This window comes from Stutzerimonas stutzeri, assembly GCF_000952685.1.
Taxonomy (GTDB): domain Bacteria; phylum Pseudomonadota; class Gammaproteobacteria; order Pseudomonadales; family Pseudomonadaceae; genus Stutzerimonas; species Stutzerimonas stutzeri_E.
Genome location: NZ_JYHV01000035.1, coordinates 1 through 17346, shown reverse-complemented (window position 1 = coordinate 17346; position 17346 = coordinate 1). Strand labels below are relative to the sequence as shown.

Below are 17346 nucleotides of genomic sequence, written 5' to 3'. Positions count from 1 at the left end.
CCGCCAGGCGGCACGCAGAACGTTGTGGATCAACAATAAGAAGCCACGAGGGAATACCCAAATGAATAAAAAGCTGTTTGCAGCGGCCGCAATCGGTCTCTCCGCAACCCTGAGCCTGCCGCTGTCCGTCCAGGCCGCCATCGAAGAAGGCAAGCTGGTCGTCTGGATAAACGGTGACAAGGGCTATAAAGGCCTGGCTGAGGTTGGCAACAAATTTACTGAGGAAACCGGCATCACCGTCGAAGTCGCTCATCCGGATGCGGCGACCGACAAGTTCCAGCAGGCGGCGGCCACCGGCAACGGGCCGGACATTTTCATCTGGGCGCACGATCGGCTTGGTGAGTGGGCACAGAGCGGGCTGCTTTCTCCCATCACGCCGAGCGCCAAGACCAAGAGCGACATCGCCGATTTTGCCTGGGACGCGGTGAGCTACCAGGGCAAGCTGTGGGGATACCCCATGGCGGTGGAAGCGCCCGCGCTGATCTACAACAAAGCCCTCGTTTCGACCCCGCCAAAGACCTTCGATGAGGTCTTTGCCCTCAATAAAACGCTCGCCGCCGATGGCAAGCGCGCGATTCTTTGGGATTACAACAACACCTATTTCACCTGGGCCTTGCTGGCGGCCAACGGTGGTTATGTCTTTGCCAAGAATGACGCGGGTTTTGACGTCAGCAAAACAGGCGTCAACAACGAGGGTGCCAAGCAGGGCGCAACCGTACTCAAGCGGCTGATCGATGAGGGCGTCATGCCCAAGGGCGCCGACTACAGTGCCGCCGAAGCTGCATTCAACAAGGGCGAATCGGCGATGTTCATCAGCGGGCCCTGGGCCTGGTCGAACATCAAGAAGAGCGGCATCGACTTCGGTGTGGCGCCGATCCCGGCGGTGGGCGACGGTCCGAGCAAGCCGTTCTCTGGCGTGATGGCGGCGACCCTCAACGCCGCCAGTCCGAACCAGGCGCTGGCAATTGAGTTCCTGGAAAACTACCTGCTCAAGGTCGAAGGGCTGAAGACCGTGAATGCCGACGTGCCGCTGGGGGCGGTGGTGAACAAGGAATTCATGGCCGAGCTGTCCGACGATCCTATGATCAAGGCGACCTTCGAGAGTGCGCAGCAAGGCCGTCCGATGCCGAACATTCCGCAGATGGGTGTGTTCTGGTCGGCCATGGAGCCTGCCCTGACCAACATTACCTCCGGTCGCCAAACCGTGGATGCCGCCCTGGATGACGCCGCCAAACGCATCGTCAAGTAACGACAACCCGCAGCCGCCGCTGGAGACGCCTGCGTCTTCGGCTGCGCGCCCTGAGGCTCAGATTCCGATGTCCGCTGTGAATGTTCCCGCCGAGATGCCCGGCCGCGCCGTGCCGAAACTGTCGCTTCCCAAGCTGCCAGCCGCGATGCGCTGGGGCCTGTGGTTGCTGTGTAACGCCTTCGCCCTGTACCTGATCGTCGCCTTGTACGCTCAGGGGCAAACCGTGTTCGCCCTGCTCGGGCTGGTGCTCGCCGGGATCGCCAGTTTCGTCTTCATCAATCGCCGTGCCTATGCCCATCGCTACATCTTTCCGGCGGTGGCCGGGATGCTGGTGTTTGTCATCTTCCCGCTGCTGTACACGGTGGGGATCGGCTTCACCAACTACAGCGGCACCAACCTGTTGAGCTTCGAGCAGGCGCAGCGCTATCACCTCAGCCAGACCTACCTGGCGGGTGAGCGTTTCGGCTTCAGCCTGCACCAGAACGATGAAGGCGAGATGCGCTTGCGCGTCGATCGTGGCGAGCAGGGCGTTTGGGTTTCCGCCCCGCTGGCGGGTGAGCCGGTCGAGGGCGAGCCGCTGGGCATGACCCGCGAAGCTGAAGTCGACGACCTGGGCGAGGCCCTGCCGCTGCGTGACGTGATTCGCCAGCGCAAGCAGTTGGAACAGTGGGTCATGCGCGGCTCTGAAGGCCAGCTGCTGCGTCTCTACGGGCTGCGTGAAGTAGCTGCGGTGGAGCCGCTGTATCGGTTGCGGGATGACGGCTCGCTGATCAATAACCAGACCGGTGAACGCCTCACCGCCAACGATGAAATCGGCTTCTACGTCGACGCCGAAGGGCAGGCGGTGGCGCCGGGTTACACGGTCTACGCCGGCTGGAGCAATTTTGCCAAGGTGCTGACCGATCCGAAGATCCGCGGGCCCTTCCTGCAGATCTTCGTCTGGACGGTGTGCTTCGCCGCGCTGACGGTGGTCTTCACGCTCGCAGTCGGCCTGGTGCTGGCCAGCCTGCTGCAGTGGGAAATGGTGCGCGGCAAGGCGTTTTACCGACTGATGCTGATCCTGCCGTACGCGGTGCCGGCGTTTATCTCGATCCTGGTGTTCAAGGGCTTGTTCAACCAGAGTTTCGGTGAGATCAATCTGATGCTCGACAGCCTGTTCGGGGTGCGCCCGGACTGGTTCAGCGACCCGACGCTGGCGCGCAGCATGATTCTGCTGGTCAACACCTGGCTCGGTTATCCCTACATGCTGTTGCTCTGCATGGGGCTGCTGCAGGCGATTCCGCGTGACCTCTATGAAGCCTCGGCGATGGATGGCGCCACGCCGCTGGATAACCTGCTGAAGATCACCCTGCCGCTGCTGATCAAGCCGCTGGCGCCGCTGCTGATCGCAAGCTTCGCCTTCAACTTCAACAACTTCGTGCTGATCACCCTGCTGACCCGCGGCGGTCCGGACATCCTCGGCACCACCACGCCAGCGGGCACCACGGATCTGCTGGTCAGCTACACCTACCGCATCGCCTTCCAGGATTCGGGGCAGAATTTTGCCCTGGCCGCCGCCATCGCCACGCTGATCTTCATCGTCGTCGGCGCCATGGCCTGGCTGAACCTGAAGCTCTCGAAAGTGAAGGTCTGAGGAATATTTGTATGGCCATGGTTCAACCGAAATCCGTCAAATACCGCATCTGGATGACCCATGCGGCGCTGCTCGGCTTTGTCGCGCTGATCGTGTTCCCGCTGCTGATGGTGGTGTCGATTTCCTTCCGGGAGGGGAACTTCGCCACGGGCAGCCTGCTGCCGGATAACCCGACGCTGGAACATTGGTCGCTGGCGCTGGGCATCCCTTACGTCCATGACAACGGCCAGGTCAGCAACCCGCCATTCCCGGTGCTGACCTGGCTGTGGAACTCGATGAAGATCGCGCTGATCAGCTCGCTGCTGATCCTCATGCTCTCGACCACCAGCGCCTATGCCTTTGCGCGCCTGCGCTTCAGCGGCAAGGGGCCGATCCTCAAGGGCATGCTGATCTTCCAGATGTTCCCGCCGGTGCTGACGCTGGTCGCCATCTATGCGCTGTTCGACCAGCTCGGCAAGCACGTCGGCTGGCTCGGGGTGAACACCCACGGTGCGGTGATCATCGCCTCGCTGGGCGGCATGGCGCTGCATATCTGGACCATCAAGGGTTATTTCGAGAGCATCGACGGCTCGCTGGAAGAGGCGGCAATCGTCGATGGCGCCACCACCTGGCAGGCCTTCGTGCATATTCTGCTGCCGATGAGCGTGCCGATCCTGGCGGTGGTGTTCATCCTCGCCTTCATCACCAGCATCACCGAGTATCCGATTGCCTCGGTGCTGCTGATGGACGTCGACAAGCTCACGCTGTCGGTCGGGGCGCAGCAGTACCTGTATGACCAGAACTACCTCTGGGGCGATTTCGCCGCGGCGGCGGTGCTGTCCGGACTGCCGATCACTGCGGTGTTCCTCTATTGCCAGAAGTGGATCGTCGGCGGGCTGACCGCCGGGGGCGTTAAAGGTTAAGGACGGCCCGAACGGGTGCGCCATGGAGAGCCAGACATGAATGCTGCAATGCCTGCACCGCTGCCACTGATACCCGCGAAGATGAGCATGCCGCCGTTGCCGCGCGGTCTACTGGCGCGGCCGCGTCTGGACGAATGGTTGCAGCGCCTTGGCGAGGTGCGGCTGGCAGTGCTGCATGCGCCCAGTGGTTTCGGCAAGACGACCCTGGCCTGTCAGTGGGCACGGGCCTTCGACGGTCAGGTCTCCTGGCTGCAGCTGCACCCAAGCGACAACGATCCGCTGCAGCTCGGCCGCTACTTGTTGCATGTGCTCGATGCGCGGTTGGAACACGGCTGTCCGCGCAGTCTGTTGCTGGCCGGGCAGGGCCGGGAGGCCTTCGATACCCTGCTCACGCACCTGCTGGCCGAGTTGCCCGGTGAACATGAGCCGGTGCTGTTGGTGCTGGATGACTTCGAGACCCTGTACAACGCGGAAGTGATCGCCGCACTGCGATTTTTTCTGCGCAACATGCCGAGCTGGATGACGCTGCTGGTGTGCAGCCGAGGCCTGCCGGAGCTGGGCGTCGCCGATTTGCGGGTCAAACATCAGTTGCTCACTGTCGATACCCAGCATCTGGCCTTCGAGACTGACGAGGTGCAGGCGCTGCTGGATCTGGGACTGCCGGTGTCGATCAACCGCGAGCAGGTCGAGCGCCTCAATCGGCGTATCGGCGGCTGGCCCTGCGCATTGCAGCTGGTATTGCAGGAAGTGCAGACCGGACGCGGCATGGACCTGTTTCTGGAGAACCTGCAGCTCGGCCATCCCTATGTTCGGGATTACATGCGCGAGCAGGTGATCGCCAATCTGGGCGCAACCACGCTGGATTTTCTCCAGGCGACCTGCCTGCTCGAACGGTTCAATGCCCCCCTGGCCGATCACCTGACCCAGGGCAGCAATGCCCGTGACATGCTGGAGCAGTTGGAGCGCGGCGGGCTCTTTTTGCAGCCCTTGGACAGCCTGCGCCAGTGGTATGCCTACCATCCGCTGTTCGCCACCTTCATGCAGGGCGAGCTGCGCACCCGTCAGCCGCAGCGGCTCTCCGAACTGCATCTGCGCGCCTCCGAAGCGCTGGTGGCCGAAAGCCTGCCGGAAGAGGCGGCGCGCCACGCGGTGCTGGCCGGCTGTCCGACGCGGGTCGGCGAGGTGCTGGAGCGTCATGGCCGGCAGTTTTACCGTCAGGGCCGCCTCGGCTTACTGCAGCAATGTCTGGAAACCCTGCCGGAAGCGGTTATCGCCGGCTCGCCGCTGCTGACCCTGTTGCAGGCCTGGGTGTCGCAGAACTCCTATCAGTTCGATCAGGTCGAGCGCTGGTTCAAGGCCGGCGAGCTGGCCCTGCAACACAGCTGTTCTGACGAAGACTGGGCGCGCATCGTCGGCGAATTCAACGCCGTGCGCGCTCAGGTGGCGATGAATCGCGGCGACGAGCAACAGGCGATCGTCCTGGCCCGCGAAGCCCTGGTGCGTGAGCCGCTGATCATGCGTACCTCCAAGGTGGCGGCGCTGTCCGGCCTGGCCGAGGCGCATTTCGTCCAAGGCCTGCTGCCTCAGGCGCAGAAGCAGTACGAGGAGGCCGAGCGTCGCGCGCGCGAAATTCGCGCCTCGCACTTGGTGGTCTGGAACCTAGGGCAGCTGTCGGAAATCGCCATTGCCCAAGGCTACCTGCAGAAGGCCTATTCGCTGCAGGAGCGGGCTATTCAGTACGTCGAGCAGGCCGATCTCCAGGCCACGCCCATCATGGAGTTCATCTATCGGGTGCGCGGCCAAGTGTTGCTCGAGTGGCATCATCTGGATGCCGCCGAGCAGTGCGCGCTGCAGGGCATTCAGATTCTGGAGGATGTCGGCGATCGTTGGCTGCTGCAATGCTATGCGCTACTCGCTGGCATCGCCCACGCACGGGGCCAGCAGAGCGCCTGCGCCGATTACATCGGCAAGATGCAGAGCATGCTGGCTGACGATAACTACCACGTCGACTGGCTCGCCAATGCCCATGCGGTAATGCTCAGCTACTGGGATTCGACCCAGGACAAGACCGCAATCCAGCAATGGCTGCTCACCGCGCCGGCTCTCGAGCGCGGCCTCAATCACTTCGCCCAGTACAACGCTCGCAACCACGCGCGTGCCTACCTGTCGCTGAAACAGACGGAAAAAGCGCTGCCGATTCTTCGGCAGTTGCAGGTCGATGCCGAGCAGCACGGTTTGGTCATGGATCTGAACCGTAACCACATCCTGCTCGCACAGCTGCACTGGCTGCGCGAAGAACGCCAACAGGCGCTGGATCATCTACAGCTGGCGTTGACCCTGGCCAGCAGTACGGGCGCCATTGGCAGCTTCCTGCGCACCGGCAAGTTGCTGATCGCCATGCTCAAGGCCCTGCAACACGAGCGCCGGCTCGACGAGCTGGAAGCGCAGCGCGCCGATCGGCTCATTCAGCTGGCGCAGCAGCAGCGCGATTTCAGCCGGGCCATCCGCATCACCCTGGACGAGGCGGTTATTCAGGACATCATCAACCGTCCGGACGTACCGGAGCTGATCCGCCATTCCCCGCTGACCCGGCGCGAGTGGCAGGTGCTCAGCCTGATCCACGCCGGGCAATCCAACGAGCAGATCGCCGAACATCTGAACGTCGCGCCGACCACCATCAAGACGCACATTCGCAGCCTGTACCAGAAGCTCAACATCACTCATCGCAACGAGGCCGTGCAATTGGCGCGCAGCCTTTTGAGCAAGATCCAGGGCGAATAGCGGGCGCGATTGCATGAGCGATTACGCCTCCGACCAGCCCAAGGACGGAGGCGTTTTTTCATCCCAGTGGAGCCCGACATGTCGATGACCGAAAAACAGAAGATGCTCGCCGGCGAACTTTACCGACCGGGCGATCCCGAGCTGCAGGCCGATCACGCATTGGCCAAGGCCTGGATGGTGCGCTACAACGCAGCGCTCGCCGAGACGCCGGCGGTACGTCGAGCCTTGCTGAGGGAGTTGTTGGGGAGCGTGGGCGAAGGCGCCGTGGTGCGGCCGCCGTTTCATTGCGATTACGGCTACAACATCCATCTCGGCGACGACGTGTTCTTAAACTTCAACTGCGTGATTCTGGATGTCGTCGAGGTACGCATCGGCAGCGGCACGCAGATCGGTCCGGCCGTGCAGATCTATGCAGCGGACCATCCACGCGGCGCGGAAGAGCGCCGCAGCGGTCTGGAATTCGGTCGCCCGGTGGTAATTGGTACGAATGTATGGATCGGCGGTGGCGCGATCATCCTGCCGGGCGTGACCATCGGCGATGATGCGGTGATCGGTGCGGGCAGTGTCGTGACACGAGATGTGGCGGCCGGGACGACGGCATTGGGGAACCCGGCCCGTATACGCTGAAGGATGTTGGGATGGCAGCCGGCGCTGGACCGGCTGCCGGTACCGCTTACTGCTGAGTTACGGTGGCCACGTTGCCCGAGCCCATCTGCGACACCATTGCCGAGTCGCCCATGCCGCTCTGCATCAGCATTGCCTGGTTACCTACACCGCCTTGAATGACGGTCGCCAGGTTGGCCTGGCCATCTTGCGTCAGGCTGACGTCGTTGTCCGATCCGTAGATTTGCTGAATGTCAGCCACGTTGAGGTCGCCGCCCTGCATCACGTCCACACGGTTGTTGTCGCCGTAGCTGGAACCGGTCAGCTCGTTGCCATTTCCGGTTTGGGTCACGGTGAGCAGGTTGTTGGTGCCGTCCTGGGCGTAGTCGACCTGGTGATCCGTGCCTTGCTGAGTGACATAGGCTTCGTTGTACTCGCCGTTCTGCTGTAACGAGGCGGTCTGGAAACTGCCGTCCAGTTGATCGACGGTGATGAAGTTGCTGTCGCCAGTCTGCTCGGTGCTGGCAGTGTTGCTCTCTCCAGCCTGAAAGATGTCGGCGCTGTTGGATGTACCGTCCTGGTAGATCGATGCGGTCTGCAGGCTGCCGCTCTGGTCGATGTACGCCTCGTTCATCAGGCCCATCGATTGGATGCTGGCGTTGTGATCTGCGCCTTCCTGCGTAACGGATGCGACCTGCGAATCACCCTGCTGGTCGATCTCGGCGCTGGAATCGGAGGCGTCCTTTTGATAAATGGTCGCGTCGCTGCCATTGCCGTTCTGACTGACCAGGCCGTCGTTGCGTGCGCCGCCTTCCTGCCACACCAGTGAGACGTTGTCGTTGCCCTCCTGACGCTGCTCGGCAAGGCTCGATTCGGTGTTGCTTTGAATAGCCTCGGCGAAGTTGTCGGTGCCGTCCTGCTCGGTGATGGCGGTGCTCAGGTCGGCCGCGGTCTGCTCAGTGATCGCGGTGTTGTAGCTACCGTCCTGATACTGACGGGCGCTGGCACCAAAGGAGTCGCTCTGGACGATGCTGGCATCGTGGTTGTCGCCTTGCTGCAACTGGATCGCTTCGCTCTGCTCGGTCGAATTCTGCACGACGTCCGCGCGGTTCAGATCGCCGGTCTGGGTCTGCACGGCATCCGATGAGATGGCCTGGTTCTGAGTGACCATGGCATCGTTGCTGGTGCCTATCTGTGATTGATAGGACAGGTTGTCCTGGCCACCCGTCTGAGTGACTTCAACAATGTTGTCGGCACCGGACTGGCTCTGTTCTGCACTGTTGTCGTCGGCGTAGGCCTGGGTGGCGAGGATCGCGATGATGGCGGCTGCGAGGGGCTTGCACTTGAACATTGTCATCTCTCCATGGATGTGTGGATGCGTGTCGCTCCTGGCTGGCGCGGCGGCGCGGGGAGTTGCTGGCGCGGCTGCTACTGCAGGGTCAGTCCCGGAACTGCATCGATCCTAGAAGTTGCTCGTGACAAATAAGTGTCGACTCGCTTGCTGGTTGACGGTTTTATGGCGATCCGCATGAGTGTGCCAATCGCGACGCTGCGGCGTCGGGCCCAGCCTTGGGTAGATGCACTACGCCCCCTGATCGGTCCGTCTCTACGCCCGCTTCATACGCCTCGCTAATGCAGGGGCGGGAGGATGTTGCGACGGGTTGCCGCACCTAAAGTGGCGGCGTGTTCCCCCAAACATCGAAGGTTGGTTGTATGAATCGCAACGACTGGTGGCGCGGCGGCGTCATTTATCAGGTTTACCCGCGCAGCTTCTATGACAGCAACGGCGACGGGGTTGGCGATCTGCTCGGTGTAGTCGAGAAGATCGACTACATCGCCAGCCTCAATGTCGACGCCATCTGGCTATCGCCGTTCTTCACCTCGCCGATGAAGGACTTCGGTTATGACGTGTCCGACTATCGCGGTGTGGATCCGCTGTTCGGCACGCTGGAGGATTTCAAACGGGTCGTCGAGGTCGCCCATGCGCGTGGCATTCGCATCCTCATCGATCAGGTCCTCAATCATTCATCCGATCAGCACGCCTGGTTCATGGAAAGCCGCTCCAGCCGCGACAACGCCAAGGCCGACTGGTACGTCTGGGCTGACCCGAAGGATGACGGCACCGTGCCCAACAACTGGCTCTCGGTGTTCGGTGGTCCGGCCTGGACCTGGGATAGTCGCCGCAAGCAGTACTACCTGCACAACTTTCTTTCCAGCCAGCCGGACCTCAACTTTCATTGCGAAGCGGTGCAGCAGCAGTTGCTCGACGACATGGAGTTCTGGCTGAAACTGGGCGTCGACGGCTTTCGCCTGGACGCGGCGAACTTCTATTTTCACGACCGCGAGCTGCGCGACAATCCGCCAAACCACGACATTCGCGAAGGCAGCATCGGCGTGCGCGCCGACAACCCCTACGCGTTCCAGAAGCACATCTACGACAAGACTCAGCCGGAAAACCTCGACTTCCTGCGGCGTATTCGCCAGCTGCTCGAGCGCTATCCGGGCAGCGCCACGGTGGCCGAGATCGGCTGCGATCACTCGCTGCGGACCATGGCCGCCTACACCGGCGGCAGCGACACGCTGCATATGGCCTATTCTTTCGACCTGCTCACCGAGCAGTGCAGCCCAGGCTTCCTGCGGCACACCATCGATTGTGTGGAGCGCGAGCTGGTCGATGGCTGGCCCTGCTGGTCGATCGGTAACCACGATGTGGTGCGCGTGATGAGTCGCTGGGCGCTGGCCAACCAGCCGGATCATGCGCGCGGGCGGATGTTCATGGCGATGCTGTTGAGCATGCGCGGTAGCGTGTGCCTTTATCAGGGCGAGGAGTTGGGCCTGGACGAAGCCGAGCTGCAGTTCGAGCAACTGGTGGACCCTTACGGCATCCGCTTCTGGCCGGAGTTCAAAGGCCGCGACGGCTGCCGTACGCCGATGCCTTGGCATGATCAGGACCCGCACGGTGGTTTCAGCCGGGAGCAACCCTGGTTGCCGCTGGCCGACAAGCACCTGCCCCTGTCGGTGGCCGCTCAGGAGCCGGAGCCGAGCTCGATGCTCAACATCTATCGCCGCTTCCTCGCCTGGCGCCAGGATCAGCGTCTGTTGATCGAAGGCAGCATGCGCACCGTTTACCACGACGACGCGTTGCTGGTGTACGAACGCCGCCTGGGTGACGAGGTATGGGTGTGTCTGTTCAACATGGGTGACAGTGGACGGCACTTTGACCTGTCGGCTCCGGTCGAAGGGCTCGACGTGCCCTCGGCATCGGCAGTCTTCGACGGCCACGGCGTACACTTGCCTGCGCACGGATTCGGATTTGCCCGCCGGCTCGGCTGAGCTGTCCGGATCGAGACGAGGCTAAGGTTTCGTTTTGTCCGGCTGTCGCCCGCTTCGCTCGCTGCGATGCATCGCAGCGACTGTTTTGAAGGAGAACAACAATAATGGCCAGCGTAACCCTGCGGAATATCTGCAAGAGCTACGACGAGGTGCCCATCACCTGCGGTATCAATCTGGATATCGCTGATGGTGAGTTCGTGGTGTTCGTCGGCCCGTCCGGCTGCGGCAAGTCGACCCTGCTGCGGCTGATTGCTGGCCTCGAGGACATCACTGACGGCGAGCTGCAGATCGACGGCGAACGGGTCAACGAACTGCCGCCGATGGATCGCTCGGTGGGGATGGTGTTTCAGTCCTACGCGCTTTATCCGCACATGAGTGTCGCGGAAAACATGGCGTTCGGCCTGAAACTGGCGAAGATCGACAAAGGCGAGATTCGTCGCCGAGTGGACTCGGTGGCGAAGATCCTGCAGCTCGACCAAATGCTCGACCGCAAGCCCAAGGATCTCTCCGGTGGGCAGCGCCAGCGCGTGGCGATCGGCCGGACCATGGTGCGCGAACCCAAGGTGTTTCTCTTCGACGAGCCATTGTCGAACCTCGATGCCTTTCTCCGCGTGCAGATGCGCATCGAAATCTCGCGCCTGCATCAGCGCCTCAAGGCGACCATGATCTACGTGACCCATGATCAGGTCGAGGCCATGACTCTGGCCGACAAGATCGTCGTGCTCAATGCTGGGCGCATCGCCCAGGTCGGGCCGCCGCTGGAGCTGTATCACTACCCGAGCAACCAGTTCGTGGCCGGCTTCATCGGCTCGCCACAAATGAATTTTCTGCCGGTGAGCGTGCTGCGAGCGGACGCCGATTCGGTGGAGGTGACGATGCCGGGTGGCAGCGCGTTGCGATTGCCGGTGGATGGCAGCCAGGTCAGCCCTGGCGATGCCGTGACCCTAGGCATTCGTCCTGAGCATTTCGTCGATGCCGATAGGGCTGACTTCGTCTTCAATGGCGAGATTGCGGTCGCCGAGCGACTCGGTGACCACAACCTCCTGCATCTGAACTTCGAAGGCGTGGACGAAATGGTCGCGGTCGCCAGCGATGGCAATCGTCGTGTTGCGGTGGGTCAGGTCTACGCGACAGGCCTGTTGGCCGACAAGTGCCACCTGTTCCGCGCAGATGGTCAGGCCTGTGCTCGGCGTTATCGAGAGCCGGCGCTGTTTGGCTGACGGCACCACGGCAGCTGGCGCTCGACCGGCTGCCGCGGCGACTTCAGTGGCTGAGCTTCAGACCAAGCAAACCGATGCAGATCAGCAGCACACTGCCCAGACGAAACAGGCTCATCGATTCGCCGAACAATATGATTCCGGCGATCACAGTCCCCACGGCACCTACCCCGGTCCAGACGGCGTAGGCGGTGCCCAGCGGCAACTCCTTCATGGCCAGCCCTAGCAGGCCAAGGCTGGCAGCCATCGCAGCAACGGTAAGCAGGGTGGGAAGCGGGCGACTGAAGCCATCGGTGAACTTCAGTCCGACGGCCCAGCCGATTTCGAACAGGCCGGCAAAAAACAGGATGATCCAGGACATGCGCACCTCGATAGGACGGTAAATTGGGTGGGGCCGTCCCCGGTGAGTTGATGCCGCCTGAGGTCGTCCTCAGCAGGCGCTATTTTGCACAACGAGACAGTCCGGGCAAGAGGCCCGGACCGGTAGACGCGTATCAGGACGCGTCGGAGCCTTTATCCTTCATCCGCCGATAGACCGTCGCCAGCAGCGCACCGGACAGATTGTGCCAGACGCTGAACAACGCGCTTGGCACGGCCGCCAACGGCGAGAAATGCGCACTGGCCAGGGCTGCGCCGAGCCCCGAGTTCTGCATGCCGACTTCGATCGACAGTGTCTTGCGCTGCGCCAGCGGTAGGCCGAACAGGCGCCCGACGAGGTAGCCGATGCCGAGCCCCAGGCTGTTATGCAATATCACCACGGCCATGATCAGCAAGCCGGATTCGGCGATCTTTGCCTGGCTGGCCGCGACCACGGCGGCCACGATGATCACGATGCTCACCACCGAAACCAGCGGCAGGATATCGACCACCTGATGCACCCGATTGCCCAGTAGGCGGCGGGCGATCAGGCCGAGGGCGATCGGCACCAGCACGATCTGTACGATGGACATGAACAGGGCGCCGAAATTGACCGGTAGCCAGGCCGAAGCCAGCAGCCAGATCAATGCGGGCGTGACCAGCGGGGCGAGCAGGGTGGTGACGGCGGTGATCGCCACCGAGAGCGCGACGTCACCCCGCGAGAACCAGGCGATCACGTTGGACGCGGTACCGCCCGGGCAACAGCCCACCAGGATCACGCCAACCGCAATTTCCGCCGGCAACCCCAGCAGTTGGCAGAGTAGCCAGGCGAGGGCGGGCATGATCAGAAATTGCGCCCCGACACCCAATGCCACCCACAGCGGCCGACGCGCAACCTCGGCGAAATCAGCCGTTTTAAGCGTCAGACCCATGCCGAACATGATCAGCCCCAGCAGCGGGACGATCCAGGCGGTGGCGGGAAGGAACCAGCTGGGCTGGAAGAAGGCGAGAATGGCGAACAGCAGGACCCAGAGGGCGAAGGTGTTGCCGACAAAGCGGCTGAGGGCGGCGAGGGCACGCATCGGGCTTACCTTGTAGTTATGGAGTGGGTGCCGTCAGCCGGGGCTGACGGCCAGGGCAGTTTAGATGCCCTGTGGGATCTCCTCACCACCCAGGGCTTCGAATAGCGCGGGCAGGAACTCCTTGAAGGTCAGCATCATCAGCAGGAAGCTGGCGTCCTGCTGGCCGAGGTCGTCGTCGCCGCCGTCCTGCTCGGCCTGGTCCTGCAGCAGCTCTTCGAAACGCAGGCGCTTGATCACCAGCTTGTCGTCGAGCACGAAGGACAGCTTGTCCTGCCAGCCCAGCGACAGCTGAGTGACCTGCTTGCCGACTTCCAGATGCTGCTGGATCTCGTCGCTGGTCAGGTCCTGGCGCTTGCAGCGCACCACACCGCCATCTTCATGGGTATCGCGCAGCTCGCACTCGTCGAGGACGAAGAAGTCATCTGCCGCTTTCTGCGTCTTGACCCAGTCGGTCATCGTGGCCGATGGAGCGATTTTCACCGTCAGCGGACGCACTGGCAGCGAGCCGATGGCTTCACGCAGCGTCGACAGCAAGTCTTCGGCGCGCTTGGGACTGGACGAGTCGACCAGGATCAGCCCCTGTTCGGGCGCGATGGCGGCGAAGGTACCGGACTTACGGATGAAGGCGCGGGGCAGGAAGGCCTGAATGATGTCGTCCTTGAGCTGGTCACGTTCTTTCTTGTAGACCTTACGCATCTGCTCGTTTTCGATCTCGTCGACCTTTTCCTTCAGAGCGTCCTTGACCACGCTGCCGGGCAGAATGCGCTCTTCCTTGCGCGTGGAAATCAGCAGAAAGCCCTGGCTGGCATGCACCAGCGGGGCATCTTCGCCCTTGCCGAAAGGCGCAACGAATCCGTAGGTGCTCAGTTCCTGACTGGCGCAGGGGCGGGCGGGCTTGGCGGCCAATGCGGCTTCAAGTGTCTCGACATCGAAAGGCACGTTCTGGGTGAGACGGTAGACGAGCAGATTACGAAACCACATGGCGATTTGAAACTCCGGTAAAAGCAAAGGGCGCATTATTCCCGTCCCGGCAAGCCAGGCCAACCCTGCCGAGCCGCAATGCCGATGGAAACCGCAAAAACGGCCAATAAACAGAGGGGTTCCTAAGTCTTTGTAAGTTCTTCAATTTTTTTTTCAAAAGGGGCTTGCCAAGGTCAGGAACCCTCTCTAGAATGCGCCCCACTTCGAGAGCAAACGGGTGATTAGCTCAGCTGGGAGAGCATCTGCCTTACAAGCAGAGGGTCGGCGGTTCGATCCCGTCATCACCCACCACTCGAGGTTTAGCGCAGCGGTAGTTCAGTCGGTTAGAATACCGGCCTGTCACGCCGGGGGTCGCGGGTTCGAGTCCCGTCCGCTGCGCCATATTCGCCATCAAGGACCACTGAACGCCTTGATAGCTCGAAAAAAGCGACCTTAAGGTCGCTTTTTTTTTCGCCTTCAATTTGAGTTTCTTCCTGTTTGCACGTTTCGTGCGGCACTTCCGTACTTTGCATTGTCTTTACCTATTACCTCGGTCCGCTCGGTAGCCACTGCTGGGGGTGACTGTTAAGCTCCGGCAATCGATTTGCTTCACCCCTTCAAGCGTATTTAAGGAAACAGAATGAGACATCAACGTTTGGCGTCTGCGATAGCCCTGATTGGCCTGGTCCTGGCGGGCTGTGATTCAGAAACCAGCGTCAAGCTGGATACTCCGGCTCAAAAAGCGTCCTACGGTATCGGACTGAACATGGGCAAGAGCCTGGCTCAGGAAGGCATGGCTGATCTCGATTCGAATGCGGTTGCGCAGGGTATCGACGATGCCATTGGCAAGAAAGAGCAGAAGCTGACCGACGAACAGCTGATGGAGGCCTTCTCCGCTCTGCAGGCGCGCGCCGAAGAGCGCTTGGTCGAGATGAATAAGGAAGCCGCGGCGAAGGGCAAGAAATTCCTCGAAGACAACGCCAAGCGTGACGGCGTGAAGACCACCGAGTCTGGTCTGCAGTATGAGGTGGTCAAGTCGGCTGACGGCCCGCAACCGGGTCCGGACGATGTCGTTACCGTCCACTATGAAGGCAGCCTGACCGATGGCACCGTCTTCGATAGCTCGATCAAGCGCGGCACCCCGATCGATCTGCCGGTCGGCGGTGTGATTCCGGGTTGGGTCGAAGGCCTGCAGCTGATGCACGTCGGCGAGAAATACAAGCTGTACATCCCGAGTGAGCTGGCCTATGGCGAGCAGAGCCCAAGCCCGCTGATCCCCGCCAACTCGGTTCTGGTCTTTGACCTGGAGCTGTTGGGCATCAAGGGCGAAGAAAACGAAGCGGCTCCGGCTGCTGAAGCCGAGCCTGAGGCTGCTGAAGAAGCTGCCGAAGAGCCTGCCAAGCAGTAATCGCTCTGTAGTATCGAAACGCCCCGCTCATGCGGGGCGTTTTTGTTTCTGGCCGACAGCCTTGGTCTCGCACACACCGTCGACGCGGGCGGCGTGCGCGGTCAGTACGTCCCGCGAGCGGCTGCCAGCAGCACCCCGAAAGCGACCAGCAGCCCGCCGAACAAACGGTCTATCCAATGGCGGACGGCCAGAAGACGCTCACGCACGACGCCGGCTGAAAAGCACAGCGCGACCAATCCGAACCAAGCCATGTGCGCCATCGAGATGAAAGCGCCATAGCCGATCTGCACCGCCAGTGGCGTATCGGGACGCACCACCTGAATGAACAGGCTGACGATGAACACGGTGGTCTTCGGGTTCAGCGCATTGGTCAGAAAACCGGTGCGCAATGCACCCCAGTCTGACGGTGGTGGTGCGGCGCCGTCGGCCGGTGCGCCACTCGGCTTCGCGCGCAGCATCGTCACGCCGAGATAGATCAGGTAGGCGGCGCCGACCAGCTTGATGGCATTGAATAGCCAAAGCGACTGCTTAATCAGCAGGCCGACACCCAGAAGGGTGTAGGTGACGTGGACCAGCACACCCAGGCCGATACCCAGGGCCGTCAGCACGCCGGCGCGGCGCGACAGCGTCAGGCTGTTGCGTGTGACCATTGCGAAGTCCGGTCCCGGGCTGATCACCGCGAACACCGTGATTGTGACTACGGCTATCAATTCAGTCATCGCGTATCCTGTCGGTAGGCAGAAAAATGGATGCTAACCAGGCGCTTTCCGGATGAATAACGATGTTTTCTGACAGTCATAGTGAGTCAGGCTCACTAGCCGTCGATCGGCGCTTGCCGTCGTTGCTGGCGCTGCGTTGCTTCGAAGCCGCGGCTCGTCTGGAGAATTTCAGTCGCGCGGCCGATGAGTTGCATCTGACCCATGGGGCGGTCAGTCGCGCTGTGCGTCTGCTCGAAGATGAACTGGGCGTGGCGCTGTTCGAGCGGCGTGGCCGTCGCGTGTTTCTGACCGAGGCTGGGCGTACCCTGGCGCGGGCGGTGAGCGGGGGCTTTGACCTGATGCGGCAGGCTGTCGGCGAACTGCGCGCCAGTGGTCGCCAGGCGCGGCGCTGGGTGGTGTCGTGCGAACCCACGTTGTTAATGCGATGGCTGATTCCTCGCTGGCCCGATTTCCAGGCCAGACACCCGGCGATGGAGGTGCATCTGGTTGCTGGCGGCGGGCCGTTCTCCTTCGCGGACGGGATCGACCTGGCGATCCGTCGTGACGATTTCCTCTGGCCTGGCAGTTACCATGCCGAGCCATTGTTCGTAGAGCGGGTTGGCCCGGTCTGTCGCCCGGACAAGGCGGCGATCTGGCTTCGCCTGGAGCATGATGGCGCTGCGTTGCCGGCCGGTGCGCCTTGCCTCCACTCCCGCACACGGCCGTCCGCCTGGCAGGACTGGGCCTTGGCGGCAGGTCGGGGCGTCCCCGAGGCGCCGGGGCAAATCTTCGATCATTTTTACTTCAGTCTGCAGGCGGCAGTAGCCGGCCTGGGCGTGGCTATCGGCCCCTGGCACTTGGTGCGTGACGATCTGGACAGCGGCGTATTGGTCGCGCCGCTGGGGTTCGTCGAAGACGGCTCGCGCTACTGCCTGCTGTCGCCGCAACCCTTGCTGCCCGGCAGCCCGCAGGCCGATCTGTTGGTCTGGTTGCGCGAGATAGCCTGAGGCGCTGTCGACGCGGCCCCGAAGGGGTGAGGCTTGCCGAATAACCTGGGACACAGTCCCTGGTGAGAGTCTGGCAGCCATAAAAAAGCCCCGGTATGAACCGAGGCTTTCTGATT

Annotated in this window: 14 protein-coding genes and 2 tRNA genes; 11 read left to right on the top strand and 5 right to left on the bottom strand. The window is 62.0% G+C overall.

Going from position 1 to position 17346, the window contains the following annotated elements:
- Positions 1 to 61 precede the first annotated feature (61 nt).
- The 5 genes from malE to UF78_RS18310 all read left to right on the top strand — a co-directional run bounded on the left by malE (position 62) and on the right by UF78_RS18310 (position 7192).
- Positions 62 to 1249 (top strand): maltose/maltodextrin ABC transporter substrate-binding protein MalE, encoded by a 1188-nt coding sequence (malE, locus tag UF78_RS18330; protein ID WP_045163661.1) that lies wholly within the window; start codon positions 62 to 64, stop codon positions 1247 to 1249.
- A 67-nt stretch (positions 1250 to 1316) separates the two neighbouring features.
- Positions 1317 to 2882, top strand: coding sequence for a maltose ABC transporter permease MalF (gene malF, locus UF78_RS18325; protein WP_045163660.1), 1566 nt, complete (start codon positions 1317 to 1319; stop codon positions 2880 to 2882).
- 11 nt (positions 2883 to 2893) lie between these two features.
- A complete protein-coding gene (gene malG, locus UF78_RS18320) occupies positions 2894 to 3784 on the top strand; it encodes a maltose ABC transporter permease MalG (protein ID WP_045163659.1) in 891 nt (296 codons plus the stop codon).
- Positions 3785 to 3820: 36 nt separating this feature from the next.
- Positions 3821 to 6565: an HTH-type transcriptional regulator MalT gene (gene malT, locus UF78_RS18315; protein ID WP_045163658.1), complete on the top strand. Its 2745-nt coding sequence runs from the start codon at positions 3821 to 3823 to the stop codon at positions 6563 to 6565.
- A gap of 78 nt (positions 6566 to 6643) precedes the next feature.
- Entirely contained in the window at positions 6644 to 7192 is a 549-nt protein-coding gene (locus UF78_RS18310; RefSeq protein ID WP_045163657.1) for a sugar O-acetyltransferase, read from the top strand.
- Between the two features lie 46 nt (positions 7193 to 7238).
- On the opposite strand, the gene UF78_RS18305 is transcribed toward UF78_RS18310, so the two are convergent.
- Entirely contained in the window at positions 7239 to 8519 is a 1281-nt protein-coding gene (locus UF78_RS18305) for a hypothetical protein (RefSeq protein ID WP_045163656.1), read from the bottom strand.
- A gap of 362 nt (positions 8520 to 8881) precedes the next feature.
- Between UF78_RS18305 and UF78_RS18300 the strand changes: the two genes are divergently transcribed.
- Together UF78_RS18300 and malK are read left to right on the top strand one after the other, a co-directional pair.
- Entirely contained in the window at positions 8882 to 10501 is a 1620-nt protein-coding gene (locus UF78_RS18300; RefSeq protein WP_045163655.1) for an alpha-glucosidase, read from the top strand.
- Between the two features lie 104 nt (positions 10502 to 10605).
- Positions 10606 to 11721 carry a maltose/maltodextrin ABC transporter ATP-binding protein MalK gene (malK, locus tag UF78_RS18295; protein ID WP_045163654.1) on the top strand — a complete coding sequence of 372 codons (1116 nt, stop codon included), beginning with the start codon at positions 10606 to 10608 and terminating at the stop codon, positions 11719 to 11721.
- Between the two features lie 43 nt (positions 11722 to 11764).
- Here malK and sugE read toward each other — a convergent pair whose 3' ends face one another.
- The 3 genes from sugE to rdgC form a co-directional block, all read right to left on the bottom strand.
- A complete protein-coding gene (gene sugE, locus UF78_RS18290; protein WP_045163653.1) occupies positions 11765 to 12079 on the bottom strand; it encodes a quaternary ammonium compound efflux SMR transporter SugE in 315 nt (104 codons plus the stop codon).
- A gap of 133 nt (positions 12080 to 12212) precedes the next feature.
- Positions 12213 to 13157 carry a bile acid:sodium symporter family protein gene (locus UF78_RS18285; protein ID WP_045163652.1) on the bottom strand — a complete coding sequence of 315 codons (945 nt, stop codon included), beginning with the start codon at positions 13155 to 13157 and terminating at the stop codon, positions 12213 to 12215.
- 60 nt (positions 13158 to 13217) lie between these two features.
- Positions 13218 to 14138 (bottom strand): recombination-associated protein RdgC, encoded by a 921-nt coding sequence (gene rdgC, locus UF78_RS18280; RefSeq protein ID WP_045163651.1) that lies wholly within the window; start codon positions 14136 to 14138, stop codon positions 13218 to 13220.
- Positions 14139 to 14353: 215 nt separating this feature from the next.
- Between rdgC and UF78_RS18275 the strand changes: the two genes are divergently transcribed.
- The 3 genes from UF78_RS18275 (at position 14354) to UF78_RS18265 (ending at position 15525) form a co-directional block, all read left to right on the top strand.
- Positions 14354 to 14429: transfer RNA gene (locus UF78_RS18275), tRNA-Val, on the top strand.
- Between the two features lie 13 nt (positions 14430 to 14442).
- A tRNA-Asp gene (locus UF78_RS18270) sits at positions 14443 to 14519 on the top strand.
- 238 nt (positions 14520 to 14757) lie between these two features.
- Positions 14758 to 15525, top strand: a complete 768-nt coding sequence (locus UF78_RS18265) for an FKBP-type peptidyl-prolyl cis-trans isomerase (RefSeq protein WP_080890657.1) — start codon at positions 14758 to 14760, stop codon at positions 15523 to 15525.
- 101 nt (positions 15526 to 15626) lie between these two features.
- Here UF78_RS18265 and UF78_RS18260 read toward each other — a convergent pair whose 3' ends face one another.
- The gene (locus UF78_RS18260) at positions 15627 to 16244 is read right to left on the bottom strand and encodes a LysE family translocator (RefSeq protein WP_045163650.1); all 618 of its coding nucleotides are present in this window, start codon (positions 16242 to 16244) and stop codon (positions 15627 to 15629) included.
- Between the two features lie 62 nt (positions 16245 to 16306).
- Here UF78_RS18260 and UF78_RS18255 point away from each other — a divergent pair, with 62 nt between their 5' ends.
- Complete coding sequence (locus UF78_RS18255; protein WP_045163649.1) at positions 16307 to 17230, top strand: LysR family transcriptional regulator; 924 nt, start codon at positions 16307 to 16309, stop codon at positions 17228 to 17230.
- The last annotated feature ends 116 nt before the right edge of the window (positions 17231 to 17346 follow it).